Below are 16,296 nucleotides of genomic sequence, written 5' to 3' on the forward strand. Positions count from 1 at the left end.
CTGCTTGCCGGCGATTTGCCTGTCTCAGGCGTGTAGATGTCGTTGAAAGCGAAGCATTTCAGGAGACGACAGGGGGAGCGCGCGAACGCGGCCGTTCGACCGCTTTCTGTATAAGGTGAGTGACGACTGCCTTTTGAGCATTGTAAAGGCTCGGAAAGTTGGAGAGGAGCCAGCCATCGGTGTCGGGCTGCGGCAACAGCGTCGATCCCGCCAGCATGCAGGCTTCGCAATAAAGCGTCGCCGAGGGGTGCTTTATCGCCGAATCGCTGAGGCAAATATCGGCGTAAGTCCCATCGGGAAGCCTGAGCCCGGCCGTTTCCATTGCGGCAGCCATGACCTGGGGCGGCTTGTGCGCGAGACCAAGCGACAGGATAGCGATCACGCACAGCATGCGCGTCAGCAAATTCGCTATCCCTCTTCGTCTCGTCATGGCCCCTAACGCTCCTCGGCGTCCTGATTAACCGGAATCACCAGCCAAGGCAAAACCGAAATTCCCGTGCGACAATTGGAACCCGAAACGACATGAAGAAGTTTGTTCTGAACCAAACATCCTGCAGAAAGTGACGAAATTTCCGGATAATAATGAAAGGAGAACCATGATGCCGGCAAAATCCCAGGCCCAACAACGCGCCGCCGGCGCCGCACTTGCAGCAAAGCGCGGCGAGATATCCAAGAGCGAACTCAAGGGCGCCTCCAAGGAAATGTACAAGTCTATGACCGAGAAGGAGCTTGAGGACTTCGCAAGCACGAAGCACAAGAACCTTCCGGAACATAAGGATTGAAGACCTGGCCTCACCCCTTGCGATGGCTGGGTTGCGGCGCGACAAAAATTTGGCTGAGAACGACACTAGCCTCTTGCCAAGAGACCCGTGTCACCGATAATGCGGATCAACCTTGTAGGGAGAAACCGGTTCGATCCGGTGCCGAAGGAGCAACCGCCCCGGAAACTCTCAGGCTAAAGGACCACAAGGTGCCGACTGAACTCTGGAGAGAACCCTTTCGTAAAAGCAAGGGAGCGCCGAAGGGATAACAATCTCAGGCAAAGGGACAGAGGGGGCTCACGAACCGGCACAACCGTGCCACGATCTGAGCCGGCGCGTCAGCGCCCCGAATGGAGGCCTTCTTGGATCCGTCCCAGCCCGACAACGTATCCCTCAAGCGGACACCGCTTTTCGATCTTCATGTAGAGCTTGGTGCCCGCATCGTGCCGTTTGCCGGCTATGAAATGCCGGTCCAATACCCCGCCGGCGTGTTGAAGGAGCACCTCTTCACCCGTAGCCACTGCGGGCTGTTCGACGTTTCCCACATGGGCCAGGTTCTGGTTCGCGCGAAGTCCGGACGTTACGAGGACGCGGCGCTCGCGCTGGAGCGTCTCGTTCCCGTCGACATTCTCGGCCTCAAGCCCGGCCGTCAGCGCTATGGCTTCTTCACCGACGAAAACGGCGGCATTCTCGACGACCTGATGATCACCAATCGCGGCGACCACCTGCTGGTCGTCGTCAATGCGGCCTGCAAGGATCAGGACGTGGCACACATGCTGGCCGGCCTCGGCGATACCTGCGACATTACCCTGCTCGACGACCGGGCGCTGCTGGCGTTGCAGGGCCCCAAAGCCGAAAAGGTGATCTCTGAACTCTGGGCCGGCATCGTCCAGATGAAGTTCATGGATGTGCGCGACCTTTCGCTCCACGATGTCGACTGTATCGTCTCGCGCTCCGGCTATTCCGGCGAGGACGGCTTCGAAATCTCCGTTCCGGCCGACAGGGCCGTGGAGATCGCCAAGGCACTGATCGACCACCCCGAATGCGAACCGATCGGGCTTGGGGCCCGCGATAGCCTCCGCCTCGAAGCCGGTCTCTGCCTCTATGGCAACGACATCGACACCACCACATCCCCCGTCGAGGCCGGTCTCGAATGGGCGATCCAGAAGGCCCGCCGCAAGGGCGGCGAGCGAGAAGGCGGCTTTCCCGGCGCAGCCCGCATTCTCGCAGAACTCGAAAACGGCACGGCCCGCCGCCGCGTCGGCCTGAAACCCCAGGGCAAGGCCCCGGTCCGCCCGCCATCGGACCTGTTCTCCGATGCCGAAGGCAGGAACCACGTCGGACACGTGACCTCCGGCGGCTTCGGCCCGAGCGTCGAAAGTCCTATTGCCATGGGCTACGTGCCGGCGGAACTCGCCGCACCCGGTACAGAACTCTTCGCCGAGGTGCGCGGCAAGTACCTGCCCGTCACCGTCGCGACGCTTCCTTTCATCACCCCGACCTACAAACGCTGACCCCTCCCTGGAGAGAGAACCAATGCTGAAATTCACCGCAGAACACGAATGGCTGAAGATCGAAGGCGACGTGGCGACGGTCGGGATTACCCGCCATGCCGCCGACCAGCTCGGCGACCTCGTCTTCGTCGAGCTCCCGGAAGTCGGCGCTGCCTTCGACAAGAACGGCGAAGCCGCCACCGTCGAGAGTGTGAAGGCTGCCTCCGAAGTCTATTGTCCGCTTGACGGCGAAGTGACCGAAATCAACCAGTCGATCGTCGATGACCCGTCGCTCGTCAATTCCGATCCGGAAGGCGCAGCCTGGTTCTTCAAGCTGAAGCTCAAGAACGTTTCGGATGCCGATGCATTGCTTGATGAAGCCGCCTATAAAGAGCTGATCGCATGACCACGCCTGTCGAATTCCAGTTCACCGATTACCAGCCCTACGACTTCGCAAACCGTCGCCATATCGGCCCTTCGCCGGCCGAAATGACGGATATGCTGAAGCTGATCGGCTATCCCTCGCTCGACGCCATGATCGATGCGACCGTACCCGGATCGATCCGTCAGAAGGCACCCCTCGTCTGGGGCGCCGCTATGACGGAACGCGAGGCGCTCGACACGTTGCGCGAGATCGCCAACCGCAACAAGGTGCTGACCTCCCTCATCGGTCAGGGCTATTACGGCACGATCACGCCGCCGGTCATCCAGCGCAACATTCTGGAAAACCCGGCATGGTACACGGCCTACACGCCTTACCAGCCCGAGATTTCGCAAGGACGTCTCGAAGCGCTTCTGAATTTCCAGACGATGATCACGGACCTTACCGGCCTAGATGTCGCAAATGCCTCGCTGCTTGACGAAGCGACCGCCGCGGCGGAAGCGATGGCGCTCTCCGAACGAACCGCCAAGTCCAAGGCGAAGGCCTTCTTCGTCGATAAGAACTGCCACCCGCAGACCATCGCCGTCATCGAGACACGCGCCGCCCCCCTTGGCTGGCAGGTCATCGTCGGCGATCCCTTTGCCGATCTCGACCCGACCGAAGTCTTCGGCGCGATCTTCCAGTATCCCGGCACCTACGGCCATGCGCGCGACTTCTCCGGCCTGATCGCACGCCTGCATCAGACCGGCGCGATCGCCACGCTTGCCGCCGATCCGCTGGCGCTGACGCTGCTGAAATCTCCCGGCGAAATGGGTGCCGATATCGCCATCGGTTCGACCCAGCGCTTCGGTGTTCCGGTCGGTTACGGCGGTCCGCATGCCGCCTACATGGCGGTCAAGGATGCGATCAAGCGCTCCATGCCGGGCCGCCTCGTCGGTGTCTCCGTCGATGCCCGCGGCAACCGCGCCTATCGCCTGTCGCTACAGACCCGCGAACAGCACATCCGCCGCGAAAAGGCGACGTCCAACATCTGCACGGCGCAGGTGCTGCTTGCCGTCATGGCCTCCATGTATGCCGTCTTCCACGGACCGAAGGGCTTGAAGGCAATCGCCCAGCAGGTGCACCAGAAGGCCGTTCTGATGGCCAAGGGCCTGGAAAAGCTCGGCTACCAGGTCGAGCCGGAAACCTTCTTCGACACCATCACCGTCGAGGTCGGCCACATGCAGGGCCTGATCCTGCGCGCAGCCGTCGCCGAAGGCGTCAACCTGCGCAAGGTCGGTGAAACGAAGATCGGCATGTCGCTCGACGAACGCACCCGTCCCGCGACGCTCGAAGCCGTCTGGCGCGCTTTCGGCGGCAATTTCGCAGTCGCCGACTTCACCCCGGAATACCGGCTGCCGAAGGATCTGGTACGCGCCAGCGACTACCTGACCCACCCGATCTTCCACATGAACCGCGCCGAAAGCGAGATGACGCGCTATATCCGCCGTCTCTCAGACCGCGACCTCGCGCTCGACCGGGCGATGATCCCGCTCGGCTCCTGCACGATGAAGCTGAACGCAACGGCGGAAATGCTGCCGATCACCTGGCCGGAATTCTCCGAGATCCATCCCTTCGTGCCCGCCGATCAGGCTCAGGGCTACAGGCAAATGATCGACGACCTGATCGACAAGCTCTGCGCCGTCACCGGCTATGATGCCTTCTCGATGCAGCCGAATTCCGGCGCGCAGGGCGAATATGCCGGCCTGCTCACCATCCGCAACTATCACCTCTCGCGCGGTGACAGCCACCGGACGGTCTGCCTGATCCCGACCTCCGCCCACGGCACCAACCCCGCTTCCGCCCACATGGCCGGCATGACGGTCGTCCCAGTCAAGGCAAAGGACAACGGCGACGTCGATCTCGACGATTTCCGCGCCAAGGCCGAGCAGTATGCCGACACGCTGTCCTGCTGCATGATCACCTATCCCTCGACCCATGGCGTGTTCGAGGAAACGGTGCGGGAGATTTGCGAGATCACCCACAGGCACGGCGGTCAGGTCTATCTCGACGGCGCCAACATGAACGCCATGGTCGGCCTCGCCCGCCCCGGCGACATCGGCTCCGACGTCAGCCACCTCAACCTGCACAAGACCTTCTGCATCCCGCATGGCGGCGGCGGTCCGGGCATGGGGCCGATTGGGGTCAAGGCGCATCTGGCCGAGTTCCTGCCGGGTCACGTCGAGACAGACGGCCGTCCGGGCGCGGTATCGGCGGGTCCCTACGGCTCGCCGTCGATCCTGCCGATCTCCTGGTCCTACTGCCTGATGATGGGCGGCGAAGGCCTGACGCAGGCGACCAAGGTTGCGATCCTCAACGCCAACTACATCGCCGCACGGCTGAAGGGCGCCTATGAAGTGCTCTACAAGTCCGAGGCCGGCCGCGTGGCGCATGAGTGCATCGTAGACACCCGCCCGCTGGCAGAATCCGCCGGCGTCACCGTCGACGACATCGCCAAACGGCTGATCGACTGCGGCTTCCACGCCCCGACCATGAGCTGGCCGGTTGCCGGAACCCTGATGATCGAGCCGACCGAAAGCGAAACCAAGGCCGAGATCGACCGTTTCTGCGATGCCATGCTGGCGATCCGCGAGGAGGCCCGCGCCATCGAGGAAGGCCGGATGGACAAGAACGACAACCCGCTGAAGAACGCTCCCCACACTGTGGAAGACCTCGTCGGCGAGTGGACGCGGCCCTACAGCCGCGAGCAGGCCTGCTTCCCGCCCGGCGCCTTCCGCGTGGACAAGTACTGGTCGCCGGTCAACCGCGTCGACAACGTCTATGGCGACCGCAACTTGGTCTGCACCTGCCCCCCGATGAGCGAATACGCGGAAGCCGCGGAATAGTCGGGAAACCGTCATGAAGGGCGCGGTTCACGCCGCGCCCTTCGCCGTCTCCGCACGTCATTCCTGTGCTCGGCACAGGAATCCAGCCAGCCCAAGTCCTTGGGCTGAAGGAACTCGCAGGCCGCCATCCGCCGATCGGCGGATGGCGGAGCAAGATGCACGCCATCCCATTCCGGCACACGCGACCGCAATCTCCGGCAGATCGCTAACCCTGCTCCTTTAAACTTTTCTAAATTGCACCTTGTAGAACCGCTCCATCCGGGTTTTCGACGCCCGCTTTTCAAGGATGGACGGGAAATGGGGATTTCGGCAGTTCTGAATATCGCATCGTCGGGCTTGCAGACGAACACGAAGCGCCTTGCCACCACAGCCAACAATGTCGCGAATGCCGGAACACCCGGCTACAATCGCCTCGAGACCAGCCTGACCAGCCAGCCCTATGGCGGTGTATCGGCGAGCGTCTCCCCGTCGAACGGCGCGACCTTCACCGACACCTCCAATGTCGACCTCAGCTCTGAACTCATCGACATGAAGACCGCCGAAATCGGCTACAAGGCCAACGCCGCCGTCTTCGAGACCGGCGCCGACCTCTGGGATGTGCTGATGAGCATCAAGAAAGATTGAGGATCGCCTCGCCCCTTCTTTCGCACCTTACACCAGCCCCTCGACGCCCAGCGATTCCGCCGTGATCCAGAACACTGCATCCTGCGATTCCGCCGTTTCCAGCCAGACGAATTCCAGATGCGGGAATTCTTCCTCGAGGATTTCGCGGCCCGAGCCGATCTCGCAAATCATCCCGCCGCCCGGATTAAGATAGTCCGCGGCCTCTTCGAGAATTTTCCTGACGAGATCGAGACCGTCCTCACCGCCATCATGGGCCATCGCCGGTTCGGCGCGGAACTCCGCCGGATAGCCATCCATCGCGGCATGATCCACATAGGGCGGATTGGTAATGATGAGGTCATACCTGCGTCCCGCAAGCGGCTCGAACAGATCGCCCTCAAACAGGCTCACCTGATCCTCGACCTCGTGCTCCTTGAGATTAAGCTTCGCGACCTCAAGCGCATCGGCCGAAAGATCAACCGCATCGATCGCCGCATTCGGCAGGAACTTGGCGGCGAGAACCGCAAGGCAGCCGGAACCGGTGCAGATATCGACGGCGCTTTCGACCGCCATTGGATCCGGCAGGAAAGACGAGCCCTGCGGATTGAGATATTCGGCAAACAGGATTTCCCCGATATGCGAGCGCGGCACGATCACCCGTTCGTCCACATGGAAGCGCACGCCCTGGATATAGGACCGGCCGGTGAGATAGGCCGAAGGCTTGCGAGTCCTTACGCGCGCATCGATCCGATCGGCCAGAAGCCTGCGTTCGGAAGGCAGCAACCGCGCATCGAGGAACGGATCGAGCGCATCGATCGGCAGATCGAGTGAATCCAGCAGCAGAAAGGCCGCATCGTCGCTCGCAGTCGTCGTTCCGTGACCGTAGCTGAGATCCGCCGCATTGAAGCGTGAGATCGCATAGCGCCAGTAATCGCGCAGCGTTACGAGTTCGCCGGTAATATCGTCCTGGTTCGCCATTCTCTCAACTCCAAACTTGCGCCATCTCGCCCATTGCCGGTTGCTGAACGGCAGGCATGGTTTTATTGCGAACGCTCTACAGCAATTCCAGCAAAAGTGTGAAGCGGTTTTGCGTCCGTAGTGCCGTCAAAACAGGGAGACGGAGCGTTGAAGGCGATTCCGTTTTCGCCGGAAATGTTCTAGCAATTCCGGACACAAGACGACTGCATGCCGTTGCCGGAAGTGCTCTGGAATGACAGGGGCCGGCGGGTCAACAGATCCTGTCATGGGAACGCATGATGTCAGGGAACACATGATGCCACGCGAACGGAAAGACACACGCAGACAGCCGCAACCGGCACCTGCCCGCAAGCCGGAAGCGTCTCAGGGCGGAAAGCGCGCTACCATTGCCCGGGCACTCTCGAAACTGGGCTATTGCTCCCGCACCCAGGCCGAGGAACTGGTGATCGCAGGGCGCGTGTCGCTGGCCGGACGCATCGTCAGGGACCTGCAGACCTGGGTGGATCTTTCGGACGCGGCGATTGCCGTGGATGGCAAACCGGTCATCGCGGAACAGCGCGTCTACCTGATGCTGAACAAGCCGCGCGGCCTCGTCACCACGCGCCACGACCCCGAAGGGCGCCCGACGGTCTTCGATTGCCTGAAGGATCTCGACCATAGCCACCTCTCCCCCGTCGGCCGTCTCGACAAGGCGAGCGAGGGCCTGCTGCTCTTCACCAACGACACGGAATTCGCGCAAAGCCTGCTCGATCCCGAGACCCATGTGCCGAAGACCTACCACGTCCAGATCGACCGCATCGCCACCGACGAGATGCTGCAAGCCCTGACAGCTGGCATCCGCCACGATGGCGAGTTTCTCCACGCCGAAAGTGTCACGAAACTGCGCGAAGGCGACCGGAATTCATGGCTGGAAATCGTTCTCGACGAAGGCCGCAACCGCCAGATCCGCCGCATGCTGGAAGCGCTCGACATCGCCACCCTCCGCCTGCTCCGCGTCTCGATCGGCAATCTTCCCCTCGGTGACCTCGAAAAAGGCGCCGTCCGCGCGCTGACGGACAAGGAAGTCGAGGGCTTGAGAAGCCTCGTCGCGGCCAAGACTGCGAAGTAGGAGCTTTCCCTTCGATGTTAATCCAGTGTGCTTCGCCGGAAATGGCCTCTCACCCTGATTCTCTTCCCGTGAACGGGAAGAGAGTTCCGGCAGGGGAATGAGGGGCAACTTATCCATTGTCCCAACGGCCGGAGGGAAGGCGACAACTGCGTCCCCCCTCTTCCCCGTTTCCCCTCAAAATCCCCGCCCTCATCCCTCGCGCCTACAATCCATCTGTTCCGTCGCGGATACACCGGGTGTGCGTGCCCGGCGAGGCGGGACCGGCGCTGAAAGGTTCGGGCGATCGCAGGTCCGGCCTTTCGGGGTTCGCGGAAAATGGTCTCCCTCCGGCGACGTGGGGACATGGGAAGGCCTCGGACGGCTGAACCCCATGTCGGCCCTGACGGCGCGCCGGACGCGCCTGTGAGGCGTCAGAGACCGGCGGTATCAGGTGGTCCCGGCGTCCGGCGGTGAAAACCGCAGCCCGATGGACGGAAAATCCTGGGAACCGCCGGAGCAGAGGGACCGAAGTCGCGGATAAAAACCGCCGAACGGGGCGCCGGAAGGTGTCACTTTACTTTTACTTTACGAGGCAGCTTCCAGCGCCCCGACCGCACCCCTCGCCTAAGCGTCGGGTGGAGATCGAAGTGAAAGCCTGAACCGGAAGGAGAGATCCCGACCGGCGTTCATCCATGTTCTTTGAAAAAGCGAAGCAGAAGCACCCCATCGGATCGCCCCCCGCAACGGCAGCCTCAGGCCACCAGTATCGCCTTGACGCCCATGCCCAGAGCGAGAGCGCCGAAGACCAGCAGCACGATGCCGGAAGCGCGGGCGACCCAGTGGGAGAAGCTTTCCGGCAGGCGATGGTGGAGCAGCGAAACCGTCCCGCACAGGAAGCACCACCAGAGCAGCGAGCCGATAAAGACGCCGGCGACGACAAAGGCGGCGCTGGAGCCGTCCACGGCGCCTGCAATCCCAAGGCCGGCCAGGATCGCTGCAAAGGACAGGATAGTCGCGGGGTTTGCCATGGTCAGCAGGAAGGTGGCGACCGTAGTCGAGAACAGGTCACGCGCGCCGATGGTCGCGGCCACAGCGGCCGGGCGGGGCTGGAAGCTTTTAACGCCGAGCCAAAGCATGAAGGCGCCGCCGAAAAGCTGCAGGGGCACTGTGATCGCATCGAAGAACATCGTGAAGGCGGCAAAGCCCGCCGCTGCCATCAGCGCAAAGGTGCAATCGGCAAGCGCCGTGCCGAGGCCGCCGGCGATCCCCGCCCAGAACCCGCGCTCCAGCGTCCGCGAGATGCACAGCGTGCCGATCGGGCCAAGCGGAGCCGCGATAGCGAGACCAAGCAAGATGCCCTTGCCGAACAGGAAAAGGCTCATGTCAGTTCTCCGCTGAGGTAAAGGCGCGCTCGGTGGGCGTGGAAAGCGCAATCATGGTCTGGCTGCGGGCAAGAAAGCGCCGCGCCTTGAGTTCGGAAAGAAAGGCCTCGACGCCGGCGAGATCCCGGACCCGGATCTTGACGAGATAGGACCACTCCCCGGTGACATGGTGACATTCCGCAACGGCCGGATGACCATCCGCAAAGGCCGTGAAGGCCTCCTCCCCGGTCTCGTAATCGAGCGCCACCAGCAGGAAGGCGGTGACGGAAAGCCCGAGCGCTGTCGGATCGGCATCGACGGTAAAACGCTTGATCGCGCCTTCAGCCACAAGCCGGCGCATGCGGTCGTTGACAGCCGAAGGTGACAACCCTACCCGCTCGCCGATATCGGCAAGCGAACGACGGGCGTCCTCGGCAAGCAATCCGGTGATTTTGCGGTCTGTCGTATCCATAACCGTCATATATGCGGAACATTGGCCGGAATCAACATATTTTACGATAAATCCGTATAGATTCCGAAAATACGGCGGAACCTGTCATGCTTTTCCGCAAAACATAAGGTCCGGCGCTTGGCCGGACCTTTCATCGTGGAAATCGATATGTCGGATGACTGTCAGCCAGCCGGAACGGCGGCCTTCTGGCGGGCCAGCTCCGCGAGATCGGCGGCCTTGAGTTCGACCGATTCGCCGCAGCCACAGGCCGAGGTCTGGTTGGGATTGTTGAAGGTGAAGCCCGAGCGCATCTTGGTCGTCTCAAAATCCATCTGCGTGCCGAGCAGATAGAGCACGGCGGCGGGATCGATCCAGACGCTTGCGCCGTCACGGCTGATCAGGTCGTCTTTCGGATTGGGTTCGGTGACGAGGTCGATGGTGTATTCCATCCCCGCACAGCCGCCCTTCTTGATGCCGACGCGGATGCCGCGCACATCGGGACCGGAATTCTCGACGATGCCCCGGACGCGCGCCGCCGCCGCATCCGTCATGCTCATGACTTGAAAGCCCATGCTGTTCTCCTGTCGCGACCGGGTTCAAGGTCCGGTGCTTCGGTGAATGTAGTTGCCGTCTTGACGGCGATCAATACCAGCCTACGGCAACCTGTGCTTCTTCCGACATGCGGTCGGGTGTCCACGGTGGATCGAAGGTCATTTCGACATCGACGCCCGATACGCCCTCGACCGCGCTGACGGCGTTATGAACCCAGCCCGGCATTTCGCCCGCCACCGGGCAGCCCGGCGCGGTCAGCGTCATGACGATCTTGACCATACGGTCGTCATCGATATCGATCTTGTAGACCAGCCCGAGTTCGAAGATATCGGCCGGAATTTCCGGGTCGTAGACGGTCTTCAGGGCCGAGACGATGTCGTCGGAGAGCCGCGCCAGTTCGTCCGCCGGGATACTCGACTGGACGATGCCTTCGCGGACATCCGGCTTCTGTTCGGTTTCGTTCACGCTCATGATCTCATCCTTACGCGAAGAAGGTGCGCGCATAGTCTAGCGCATCGGCCAGCGCGTCGACCTCTTCACGGGTGTTATATAGGGCAAAAGAAGCCCGGCAAGTGGATGTCACGCCGAAACGGGCAAGAAGCGGCTGGGCGCAATGGGTTCCGGCCCGCACAGCCACGCCGCGCCGGTCGATCAGCATCGACACGTCATGGGCATGGATGCCGGCAAGCTCGAAGGAGAAGATCGAGCCCTTGCCGGGCGCATTGCCGATGATCCGCAGCGAGTTGATCGCCGAAAGGCGCTCATGCGCATAGGCGCGCAGGCTTTCCTCATGGGCGGCGATTGCCTCGCGGCCAAGGCTTTCCATGTAGTCCAGCGCATAGCCGAGCCCGATCGCCTGAACGATCGGCGGCGTGCCGGCCTCGAAACGGTGCGGCGGGTCGTTATAGGTCACGACGTCCTGCGTCACCTCGACGATCATCTCGCCGCCGCCCATGAAGGGCCGCATTTCCTTCAGCCGCTCCATCTTGCCATAGAGCACGCCGATACCGGAGGGACCGTAGAGCTTGTGGCCGGTGACGGCATACCAGTCGCAGTCGATGTCCTGCACGTCGACCGGCATGTGCACGGCGCCCTGGCTGCCATCGACCAGCACCGGAATACCGCGCGCATGGGCGATCCGGCAGACGTCCTTGACTGGAACCACGGTGCCGAGCGCATTCGACATATGCGTGATCGCAACGAGCTTTGTGCGCTCGGTCAGGCATTTCTCGAAGGCTTCGAGATCGAAGGAACCGTCATCATGGATCGGCGCCCAGACCAGCTTTGCGCCCTGCCGCTCGCGGATGAAATGCCACGGCACGATGTTGGAGTGATGCTCCATGATCGAAAGAACGATCTCGTCGCCCTCGCCGATATGGTTCATACCCCAGCCATAGGCGACCGTATTGATCGCCTCGGTCGAAGACTTGGTGAAGACCAGTTCGTCTGCCGAGCCGGCATTGAGGAAGCGCCGCACCTTTTCGCGCGCCGCTTCATAGGCATCCGTCGCCGCATTCGAGAGGAAATGCAGGCCGCGATGCACATTGGCGTATTCGTGAGAATAGGCATGCGCCACCGCGTCGATCACCAGCTTCGGCTTCTGCGCCGAGGCGGCATTGTCGAGATAGACCAGAGGTTTGCCGTAGACCTCGCGGGAGAGGATCGGAAAATCCTCCCTCACCTTCTGGACGTCGTAGCCGGGCTTGGCGGAGGAAAGATCAGCCATGACGTTCCAGCCAGTCGGAAATGATTCCTTCCAGCGCCTCCACCAGAGCCTCGTCTTCCAGCTCTTCGACCACCTCGGCCACGAAGGCGTTGACGAGCAGCGCTCGCGCCTTCTTCTGCGGAATACCGCGCGCCATCAGGTAGTAGAGATGGGTATGGTCGATGTCGGCAACTGTGGCGCCATGGGCGCACTGCACGTCGTCGGCGAAGATCTCAAGTTCCGGCTTGACCGAAAACTCGCCATCATCCGACAGCAGCAGCGTGTTGCAGGCCATGCGCGCATCGGTCTTCTGGGCGTCGGGCGCAACCCGGATCTGTCCCTGGAACACACCGCGCGCCCGGTCGAACACCACGTTGCGGATGATTTCCGTCGAAGTGGTGTTGGCCAGGTCGTGGCCGAGCGTCATGGTCACGTCGGTATGGCTTTCGCCGCCGAGCAGGTTGACGCCGCGAAGCGTGAAATCCGATCCCTCGCCTGCGGTTCGGACATGGATTTCCTGACGCACCAGCTTGCCGCCGGCATTGATGATGAAGAGCTTGAACTTGGCATCCGCCCCGAGTTCCACCTTGATCTGGGCAAGATGGGTGTCGGCCAGACCCTGCGTCTGCACGATGATCCAGACGATCTCGGCGCCGTCCTCGATCTTCAGATCGCTGACGGAGGAAACGAGCGCGGCCTCTTCGCCGGCATTCAGATGGCGTTCGATCACCACCGCCTTGCTGGCGCGTCCGAAACGGGCGGGGAAGCGCACATGTACCTGTCCCGCTCCATGGATCGCCTGCAGTTCGATCGGAGCCTCCGGCGCGGCATCGGCTGCAACCGTCAGCTCAAAGCCATCGGTCACAAAGCTGCCGTTCAGTCGGCCGACCGCATCGTCGGAGCTGATTGCCGTCAGGGTTGCAGCAGCCGTGCCGTCGGCGAGCGTATCGCGATAAGGCGTAGCAGTCACACCTTCCGGCAGGCTGGCCTCACCGGCCCTGCCCTGAGCAACGGGAAGAAGTGTCGCGCCCTCAACGATTGTATCGACCGCCTTGGCGAGCGCCGAAAGATCGACGGCCGGAATGGCGCGCAACAGGGCCTTGAGGTCGGTATAGTGCCACGCCTCGATACGGCGTGTCGGCAGGCCGGCGCGCTTTAATTCGTCGAACAGCCTGTCACGGGCCGCGAGCACGGCGCCATCGCCCGGTAGCGCGCCAATCTCGGCGCCATAGGCTTCGATCAACTGGCTCTCCGCCGCTGTCAGCCTGTTTGCAGCTTGCAATGTCATGATCTGCACTCCTTGCCGCAATGGATCAGGCGGCCGCCCCGATGATATCGGCATAGCCATTGGCTTCGAGTTCCAGCGCAAGATCCTTGTCACCGGTCTTGATGATCTGGCCCTTGTAGAGAACGTGAACCGTATCAGGCACGATGTAGTCGAGCAGGCGCTGGTAGTGGGTGATGACGATGACGGCGCGATCCGGCGACTTCAGCGCGTTGACGCCGTCGGCCACGATCTTCAGCGCATCGATGTCGAGACCGCTGTCGGTTTCATCGAGAATGCAGAGATTGGGCTCCAGAAGCGCCATCTGCAGGATTTCGGCACGCTTCTTCTCGCCACCGGAGAAGCCGACGTTGAGCGGGCGCTTCAGCATGTCGGGATTGATCTTCAGCTCGGCGGAAGCTTCCTTCACCCGGCGCATGAATTCCGGCGTGGTCAGCTCGGCTTCGCCGCGTGCCTTGCGCTGCTCGTTCATCGCCACCTTGAGGAACTGCATGGTGGCGACGCCCGGGATTTCCACCGGATACTGGAACGCAAGGAAGATGCCCTTGGCCGCACGTTCGGCCGGATCGAGATCGAGAATGCTCTCGCCGTTATAGAGAATCTCGCCCTCGGTGACTTCATAGTCTTCGCGGCCGGACAGGATGTAGGAGAGCGTCGACTTGCCGGAGCCGTTCGGCCCCATGATCGCAGCAACTTCGCCAGCCTTCACGGTCAGGTTCAGGCCGCGAATGATCTCGGTGCCATCTTCGGCGATGCGGGCGTGCAGGTTCTTGATTTCAAGCATGTCTGTGTTCCTGTTCATAGGGCGGTTCAAGGGCCGCCTGTTGATCATCTGCGCGCCGGATCGACGCCTTTAACTCCGCCATTCCAGAGGGAATCGAGAGTGAACCATTCTTTTCATTTCGCGGAACTGGCTGGTTAAATCGCCACCAGCAAATCCCACAAGCGACAAAACCATCAGAAAGCCTTCAGCCGCCTGTCATGATCATAACGACGCCCTGCCAGAGCTTGGACCAGCCCTTTTCGGAGATCACCGAAACGTACAGGACGAATCCGACCGCTACCGAGAGGAGAACCCAGCGTCCGATGTCGTACAGTCCCTCCATTCGACGATGGAGATAAACGTACCGACTACCATTTCCCGGCTCCCCGCCCGACATCACTGAACACTCCCGACAAGGTTCAATCCGGCACCTTTTCGTATACAGTCCCTCGCCTCAGCCAACCGATCCTTCGAGGCTGATGCCGATCAGCTTCTGCGCTTCGACGGCGAATTCCATCGGCAGCTCCTGAATGACTTCGCGAACAAAGCCATTGACGATGAGCGCGATGGCAGCTTCCTGCGGAATGCCGCGCTGCAGGCAGTAGAACAGCTGGTCCTCCGAGATCTTAGAGGTTGTCGCCTCGTGCTCGAACTGGGCCGTGGCGTTCTTTGCCTCGATATAGGGCACGGTATGCGCCCCGCACTTGTCGCCGATCAGAAGGCTGTCGCACTGGGTAAAGTTGCGGGCATTCTCAGCCTTGCGGTGAGCCGAAACCTGACCGCGATAGGTGTTGTTCGAGAAGCCGGCGGAGATGCCCTTGGAGATGATGCGGCTCGACGTATTCTTGCCGAGATGGATCATCTTGGTGCCGCTGTCGATCTGCTGGTGACCGTTCGAAACCGCGATCGAGTAGAACTCGCCGCGCGAACCGTCGCCACGCAGGATGCAGGACGGATATTTCCAGGTGATCGCCGAACCGGTCTCGACCTGGGTCCAGGAGATCTTGGAGTTCTTGCCACGGCAATCGCCACGCTTGGTGACGAAGTTGTAGATACCGCCCTTGCCTTCCTTGTCGCCCGGATACCAGTTCTGGACGGTGGAATACTTGATCTCGGCATCGTCGAGAGCCACGAGCTCGACAACGGCGGCGTGAAGCTGGTTTTCATCGCGCTGTGGCGCGGTGCAACCCTCGAGATAGGAAACATAAGCCCCGTCTTCGGCGATAATCAGCGTGCGTTCGAACTGACCGGTGTTCTTCTCGTTGATGCGGAAATAGGTCGACAGCTCCATCGGGCAACGAACGCCCTTCGGAACGAAGACGAACGAACCGTCAGTGAACACTGCGGAATTCAACGTCGCGTAGTAATTGTCGGTGACCGGAACGACGGAGCCGAGATACTTCTGCACGAGTTCGGGATATTCGCGGATCGCTTCGGAAATCGACATGAAGATCACGCCGGCCTTCTTCAGCTCTTCCTTGAAGGTCGTGACGACGGAAACGGAATCGAACACGGCATCGACCGCGATCTTCGACTTCGAGACGCCGGCCAGGATTTCCTGCTCCTTGAGCGGGATACCGAGCTTTTCATAGACCTTCAGGAGTTCCGGATCGACCTCGTCGATGGACTTCGGACCTTCTGCGGTCTTCGGGGCCGCATAATAGTAGATGTCGTTGAAGTCGATCTTCGCATAATTGACGCGCGCCCAGGTTGGCTCTTCCATGGTCAGCCAACGCTTGTAAGCGTCGAGACGCCACTGCAGCATCCAATCCGGTTCGTTCTTCTTTGCGGAAATGAAGCGGATAATGTCTTCCGACAGACCCTTCGGGGCCTTGTCGACTTCGATCATCGTCTCAAAACCATATTTGTACTGGTCGACATCGATCTGGCGAACCTGATCGATCGTTTCCTGCACAGCAGCCATTTGCGTTCTCCAATCTTGCCGGGTCCAAGGTCCGGCAGCTTGTCAACGTTTGAAGCGGGGAAACCC

At 61.3% G+C, this 16,296-nt stretch carries 16 protein-coding genes and 1 riboswitch; of the genes, 6 read left to right on the top strand and 10 right to left on the bottom strand.

The window, feature by feature from the left end; translation table 11 throughout:
- Window positions 1-58: 58 nt before the first annotated feature.
- Window positions 59-430 carry a hypothetical protein gene (locus H4I99_RS04000; protein WP_163899348.1) on the bottom strand — a complete coding sequence of 124 codons (372 nt, stop codon included), beginning with the start codon at window positions 428-430 and terminating at the stop codon, window positions 59-61.
- Between the two features lie 169 nt (window positions 431-599).
- On the opposite strand from H4I99_RS04000, the gene H4I99_RS04005 reads away from it, so the two are divergent.
- From H4I99_RS04005 to H4I99_RS04025, 5 genes are all read left to right on the top strand, one after another.
- A complete protein-coding gene (locus H4I99_RS04005) occupies window positions 600-782 on the top strand; it encodes a DUF3008 family protein (RefSeq protein ID WP_163905709.1) in 183 nt (60 codons plus the stop codon).
- Window positions 783-887: 105 nt separating this feature from the next.
- Window positions 888-976, top strand: a riboswitch (glycine riboswitch).
- Between the two features lie 135 nt (window positions 977-1,111).
- Window positions 1,112-2,275 carry a glycine cleavage system aminomethyltransferase GcvT gene (gene gcvT, locus H4I99_RS04010; RefSeq protein ID WP_163899350.1) on the top strand — a complete coding sequence of 388 codons (1,164 nt, stop codon included), beginning with the start codon at window positions 1,112-1,114 and terminating at the stop codon, window positions 2,273-2,275.
- 22 nt (window positions 2,276-2,297) lie between these two features.
- Window positions 2,298-2,660 (top strand): glycine cleavage system protein GcvH, encoded by a 363-nt coding sequence (gene gcvH, locus H4I99_RS04015; protein WP_163899352.1) that lies wholly within the window; start codon window positions 2,298-2,300, stop codon window positions 2,658-2,660.
- A complete protein-coding gene (gene gcvP, locus H4I99_RS04020; RefSeq protein WP_163899353.1) occupies window positions 2,657-5,521 on the top strand; it encodes an aminomethyl-transferring glycine dehydrogenase in 2,865 nt (954 codons plus the stop codon). Before gcvH ends, gcvP begins: the two co-directional genes overlap by 4 nt.
- A 297-nt stretch (window positions 5,522-5,818) precedes the next feature.
- Window positions 5,819-6,145 carry a flagellar basal body protein gene (locus H4I99_RS04025; RefSeq protein WP_163899355.1) on the top strand — a complete coding sequence of 109 codons (327 nt, stop codon included), beginning with the start codon at window positions 5,819-5,821 and terminating at the stop codon, window positions 6,143-6,145.
- 27 nt (window positions 6,146-6,172) lie between these two features.
- On the opposite strand, the gene prmB is transcribed toward H4I99_RS04025, so the two are convergent.
- A complete protein-coding gene (gene prmB / locus H4I99_RS04030) occupies window positions 6,173-7,102 on the bottom strand; it encodes a 50S ribosomal protein L3 N(5)-glutamine methyltransferase (RefSeq protein ID WP_163899357.1) in 930 nt (309 codons plus the stop codon).
- A gap of 265 nt (window positions 7,103-7,367) precedes the next feature.
- On the opposite strand from prmB, the gene H4I99_RS04035 reads away from it, so the two are divergent.
- Window positions 7,368-8,210 carry a pseudouridine synthase gene (locus H4I99_RS04035; RefSeq protein ID WP_244624905.1) on the top strand — a complete coding sequence of 281 codons (843 nt, stop codon included), beginning with the start codon at window positions 7,368-7,370 and terminating at the stop codon, window positions 8,208-8,210.
- 731 nt (window positions 8,211-8,941) lie between these two features.
- Here H4I99_RS04035 and H4I99_RS04040 read toward each other — a convergent pair.
- From H4I99_RS04040 to sufB, 8 genes are all read right to left on the bottom strand, one after another.
- Complete coding sequence (locus H4I99_RS04040) at window positions 8,942-9,571, bottom strand: LysE family translocator (RefSeq protein WP_163899359.1); 630 nt, start codon at window positions 9,569-9,571, stop codon at window positions 8,942-8,944.
- A gap of 1 nt (window position 9,572) precedes the next feature.
- The gene (locus H4I99_RS04045; RefSeq protein WP_186663225.1) at window positions 9,573-10,022 is read right to left on the bottom strand and encodes an Lrp/AsnC family transcriptional regulator; all 450 of its coding nucleotides are present in this window, start codon (window positions 10,020-10,022) and stop codon (window positions 9,573-9,575) included.
- A gap of 161 nt (window positions 10,023-10,183) precedes the next feature.
- Complete coding sequence (sufA, locus tag H4I99_RS04050) at window positions 10,184-10,573, bottom strand: Fe-S cluster assembly scaffold SufA (RefSeq protein ID WP_163899363.1); 390 nt, start codon at window positions 10,571-10,573, stop codon at window positions 10,184-10,186.
- A 70-nt stretch (window positions 10,574-10,643) separates the two neighbouring features.
- Complete coding sequence (locus H4I99_RS04055; protein WP_163899365.1) at window positions 10,644-11,024, bottom strand: SUF system Fe-S cluster assembly protein; 381 nt, start codon at window positions 11,022-11,024, stop codon at window positions 10,644-10,646.
- Between the two features lie 10 nt (window positions 11,025-11,034).
- A complete protein-coding gene (locus H4I99_RS04060) occupies window positions 11,035-12,279 on the bottom strand; it encodes a cysteine desulfurase (RefSeq protein WP_163899366.1) in 1,245 nt (414 codons plus the stop codon).
- The gene (sufD, locus tag H4I99_RS04065; protein WP_163899368.1) at window positions 12,272-13,546 is read right to left on the bottom strand and encodes a Fe-S cluster assembly protein SufD; all 1,275 of its coding nucleotides are present in this window, start codon (window positions 13,544-13,546) and stop codon (window positions 12,272-12,274) included. Before sufD ends, H4I99_RS04060 begins: the two co-directional genes overlap by 8 nt.
- 25 nt (window positions 13,547-13,571) lie before the next feature.
- Complete coding sequence (gene sufC / locus H4I99_RS04070) at window positions 13,572-14,327, bottom strand: Fe-S cluster assembly ATPase SufC (RefSeq protein ID WP_163899370.1); 756 nt, start codon at window positions 14,325-14,327, stop codon at window positions 13,572-13,574.
- A 433-nt stretch (window positions 14,328-14,760) separates the two neighbouring features.
- The gene (gene sufB, locus H4I99_RS04075) at window positions 14,761-16,230 is read right to left on the bottom strand and encodes a Fe-S cluster assembly protein SufB (protein ID WP_163899372.1); all 1,470 of its coding nucleotides are present in this window, start codon (window positions 16,228-16,230) and stop codon (window positions 14,761-14,763) included.
- Between the last annotated feature and the right edge of the window lie 66 nt (window positions 16,231-16,296).

This window comes from Paenirhizobium daejeonense (assembly GCF_014280875.1).
Taxonomy (GTDB): Bacteria; Pseudomonadota; Alphaproteobacteria; order Rhizobiales; family Rhizobiaceae; genus Allorhizobium; species Allorhizobium daejeonense.

Excerpts from the sequence above, each read along its gene's own strand:
- H4I99_RS04000 (WP_163899348.1), bottom strand. The coding sequence starts at position 430 with ATGACGAGACGAAGAGGGATAGCGAATTTGCTGACGCGCATGCTGTGC.
- H4I99_RS04005 (WP_163905709.1), top strand. The coding sequence starts at position 600 with ATGCCGGCAAAATCCCAGGCCCAACAACGCGCCGCCGGCGCCGCACTT.
- gcvT (WP_163899350.1), top strand. The coding sequence starts at position 1,112 with ATGGAGGCCTTCTTGGATCCGTCCCAGCCCGACAACGTATCCCTCAAG.
- gcvH (WP_163899352.1), top strand. The coding sequence starts at position 2,298 with ATGCTGAAATTCACCGCAGAACACGAATGGCTGAAGATCGAAGGCGAC.
- gcvP (WP_163899353.1), top strand. The coding sequence starts at position 2,657 with ATGACCACGCCTGTCGAATTCCAGTTCACCGATTACCAGCCCTACGAC.
- H4I99_RS04025 (WP_163899355.1), top strand. The coding sequence starts at position 5,819 with ATGGGGATTTCGGCAGTTCTGAATATCGCATCGTCGGGCTTGCAGACG.
- prmB (WP_163899357.1), bottom strand. The coding sequence starts at position 7,102 with ATGGCGAACCAGGACGATATTACCGGCGAACTCGTAACGCTGCGCGAT.
- H4I99_RS04035 (WP_244624905.1), top strand. The coding sequence starts at position 7,368 with ATGGGAACGCATGATGTCAGGGAACACATGATGCCACGCGAACGGAAA.
- H4I99_RS04040 (WP_163899359.1), bottom strand. The coding sequence starts at position 9,571 with ATGAGCCTTTTCCTGTTCGGCAAGGGCATCTTGCTTGGTCTCGCTATC.
- H4I99_RS04045 (WP_186663225.1), bottom strand. The coding sequence starts at position 10,022 with ATGGATACGACAGACCGCAAAATCACCGGATTGCTTGCCGAGGACGCC.
- sufA (WP_163899363.1), bottom strand. The coding sequence starts at position 10,573 with ATGGGCTTTCAAGTCATGAGCATGACGGATGCGGCGGCGGCGCGCGTC.
- H4I99_RS04055 (WP_163899365.1), bottom strand. The coding sequence starts at position 11,024 with ATGAGCGTGAACGAAACCGAACAGAAGCCGGATGTCCGCGAAGGCATC.
- H4I99_RS04060 (WP_163899366.1), bottom strand. The coding sequence starts at position 12,279 with ATGGCTGATCTTTCCTCCGCCAAGCCCGGCTACGACGTCCAGAAGGTG.
- sufD (WP_163899368.1), bottom strand. The coding sequence starts at position 13,546 with ATGACATTGCAAGCTGCAAACAGGCTGACAGCGGCGGAGAGCCAGTTG.
- sufC (WP_163899370.1), bottom strand. The coding sequence starts at position 14,327 with ATGCTTGAAATCAAGAACCTGCACGCCCGCATCGCCGAAGATGGCACC.
- sufB (WP_163899372.1), bottom strand. The coding sequence starts at position 16,230 with ATGGCTGCTGTGCAGGAAACGATCGATCAGGTTCGCCAGATCGATGTC.